Consider the following 2,762-nt stretch of genomic DNA (forward strand, 5'->3'; position numbering starts at 1 on the left):
GTCTGCCACCGCAAGTTCTGCGGGTGGCGCATCTTCAGGGCGCACCACCCTCACCAATTTCACCTTCACCAAATACCTGGACAGTGCCAGCTGCAAGCTTCTTGAAGCCAGTTGTGCGGGCCAGCACCTGAAGGAAGTGAAGCTGGTGGTGTGTCGCGCCGGTACCGACAAGCTCAAGTACTACGAAGTCGTGCTCGAAGAAGTGATCATCGCTGACTACGCCCAGAGCGCCAGTTCCGGTGTGCCGATGGAGGCCGTACAGCTCAACTACGGGCGGATCAAAACCACCTACACGCGGCAGAAGCGCCTCGACGGCAGTGCCGGTGGAAACGTGACGGGTGGATGGGACCGTATCAACAACAAGAAGTATGCGTGAGGTGCGACCATGTCCGAGGCACGCAGCTTCATCAATTCACACGCGCAATCGTATGAGTCGCTGAAGGCCGATACGCCGATGTCGGCCAATCAGCGGGCCAAATTTGATGTATTGAATGCACATATCGTCGATAGTGTGGTGGTGGGTGGAGAACTGATTATTGTAGGCGATCCAAGCACGCCCTCCTGTACAAGTCATGAAGCATTTTTAATGTCGCAGGCAGAAGGGATCCATCATCAACTCGAGGTCAATGGTGCTGGGGTCGATGACTTTTTGTTGGATAACTACGAGATGTTGCAAAGTTTTCTAGCCCATGCGTCGATGGGGGCAGGAGCAGTAAGTGATGGTTGGAGCAGGCACCTTGACGCAATCAAGGGAACGCTCGGGCAGATCGAGCAGCTTCATCGTGATTACTTGGGGAGTGGCACAATCAAAGCGCGTGATGAATTTTATGCCAAGCGGATGGGTTTGTTTATCAGGTTGGAAGAGCAACTGGATAGGCTGGCGGCGTACGGCTCGGGCTTGCGTAAAAAAGGTACAACTAAAAGAACGCTAGGGATTTCCACGAAGAGTTATCTGCACTCCGGTGAAATTGTTGGGTATGCGGAAAAGGTCGCTGGAGTTTCTAAGGCTGCAAATCTCATAAAGAAGGGCACTTATATCGGCATCGGACTCGATGTGGCTGCAACAGGGTTGAGTATCCATAAAGCATGCACCTTTGGGCGAGAAGATGAGTGCACGCGAGCCAGGTATGTCGAAGGGGGCGCTTTGATAGGTAGCGTTGGCGGCAGCACCGTTGGGGGAGCGGTTGGAGGTGCTATCGCTACAGCGGTGTGCGCGGCGGTGTTGGGTATTCCTACTGGAGGCAGTGGTGCATTAGCGTGTGCTGTATTGGGCGGGACTGTAGGTGGCAAGATTGGTGGGGAGAAAGGTGGACAAGGCGGAGAATATTTTGGTGACGTACTTTATCGTAGTCTAAACCCATGACAATTAGTGTAGTGGATCTGGTTGTGTTGGGGTGTTTTGTTTTGGCGGTCCTATCGCTCTTGGTGTTGGTGTATTTGTCGTATCGTCATCTAGAGCTCATAGAATCCATGCTTTCCAGCTCTAGTTTTGTGATGGGGAATAAAAACCTATATTCGCGGGCGGGCTTGATTGGGCGTGTCATGCGGATTTGTACGGTCTCAATATTGCTGACTATGCCAAAGATATTCGTGTATAGAGGGCTGGTTGATTCAAGAGAGGTAGATAGTTTTCCGGTGGCGATGCGGTGTCTATTGGTTGTGCTGTGGAATCTTATGATCATCTCATTTTTAATTTTTGTCTGTATGAGTGAGTATTAATTAGATGGCGGCGAATGTTGGCGGGATGGTGCGTGTCGCGGGTGTCTGCAATTAGCAGCTCGGTGGTCATGGGGCGTTCAAACTACGTCATTCTGATTGAAATTTATAGAGGCAGTATCCAGGAGCACAGCGAGCATGCTGGAAAACGAAACTTTCAACCGAGTCGGAACCAATCATCAGATTTCTGCCAACACCTACAATCTCATCCTCGGCGCAGTACTGCTGTGGGGCTTTGCCGTCAACTGGTATCTGGTGGCCACGGTGCCAGCTGAGATCGTTCGGGCCATACCCATGATGCTGTTCTTGGTGGGTTACATGATCACGGCGATGACGGGTGTCGCCATCATCTTCAAATCTGAAAAACCGCTGTACAGCTTTCTTGGATATAACCTGATCGTGCTTCCGATCAGCTTGCTGCTTGTCGTCGTCCTCCCGGACTATTCGCATGAAAACATCGTGCAGGCAGCGCAAACGACCGCTTTGCTGACCGTGGGCATGATGCTGCTGGGTACGGTGTTTCCCGGCTTCTTCAAGCGTATCGAAGCGTCACTGTTCATTGCCTTGGTAATTACTATTGTCGTCGAGTTGGGGCAAGCCCTGTTGTTCGGCACCCACCTGGCGGCAATGGATTGGATCGTTGCAGCTATCTTCTGTGGTTATATTGGGGTGGATTGGGGGCGTGCGAACCAAATCGAGCGTGCCGTGGATAATGCAATCGACAGCGCCGCCTCGCTTTATCTAGACATTATCAATCTGTTTCTGCGGGTCTTGCGGATCATGTCCAGGAAGTGACTTGTGCAGGCCACGGCAAAGCGTTTGCCCTGCGCGCCCTGATACGTTTCTCTCATCAAACACTGAACATCGTTTAGCCCGATCAAGTGCCTTTATCGTCAAATTTGTAGGCTATTTCCTAATTTGACCTCCAACGTCTGCGTTCTATTGCGTCTGCAGTTAGGTACGACTAGTGTCAACTGGGCCTCAAGCCTGGCGGCATGCTCTGCTTCGCCTCTTGAGGAACAACGTCAGATCGACGCTGTCCGAAC

The 2,762-nt window shown here is 51.8% G+C and carries 3 protein-coding genes; all 3 read left to right on the plus strand.

The annotated features are described in order from the left end of the window. On the plus strand, positions 1 to 376 hold a 376-nt coding region (locus ACEWE8_RS25900), incomplete at its 5' end, for an Hcp family type VI secretion system effector (protein ID WP_395589440.1). 9 nt (positions 377 to 385) lie between these two features. Further along, entirely contained in the window at positions 386 to 1,363 is a 978-nt protein-coding gene (locus ACEWE8_RS25905) for a hypothetical protein (RefSeq protein ID WP_046788093.1), read from the plus strand. Positions 1,364 to 1,854: 491 nt separating this feature from the next. Then, complete coding sequence (locus ACEWE8_RS25910; RefSeq protein WP_046788091.1) at positions 1,855 to 2,511, plus strand: Bax inhibitor-1 family protein; 657 nt, start codon at positions 1,855 to 1,857, stop codon at positions 2,509 to 2,511. Positions 2,512 to 2,762 lie beyond the last annotated feature (251 nt).

Source organism: Pseudomonas sp. TR47 (assembly GCF_044143025.1).
Lineage (GTDB): Bacteria > Pseudomonadota > Gammaproteobacteria > Pseudomonadales > Pseudomonadaceae > Aquipseudomonas > Aquipseudomonas putida_E.

What these genes read in the sequence shown, in the direction of transcription:
- ACEWE8_RS25910 (WP_046788091.1), top strand. Translation starts at nt 1,855, where the DNA reads ATGCTGGAAAACGAAACTTTCAACCGAGTCGGAACCAATCATCAGATT.
- ACEWE8_RS25905 (WP_046788093.1), top strand. Translation starts at nt 386, where the DNA reads ATGTCCGAGGCACGCAGCTTCATCAATTCACACGCGCAATCGTATGAG.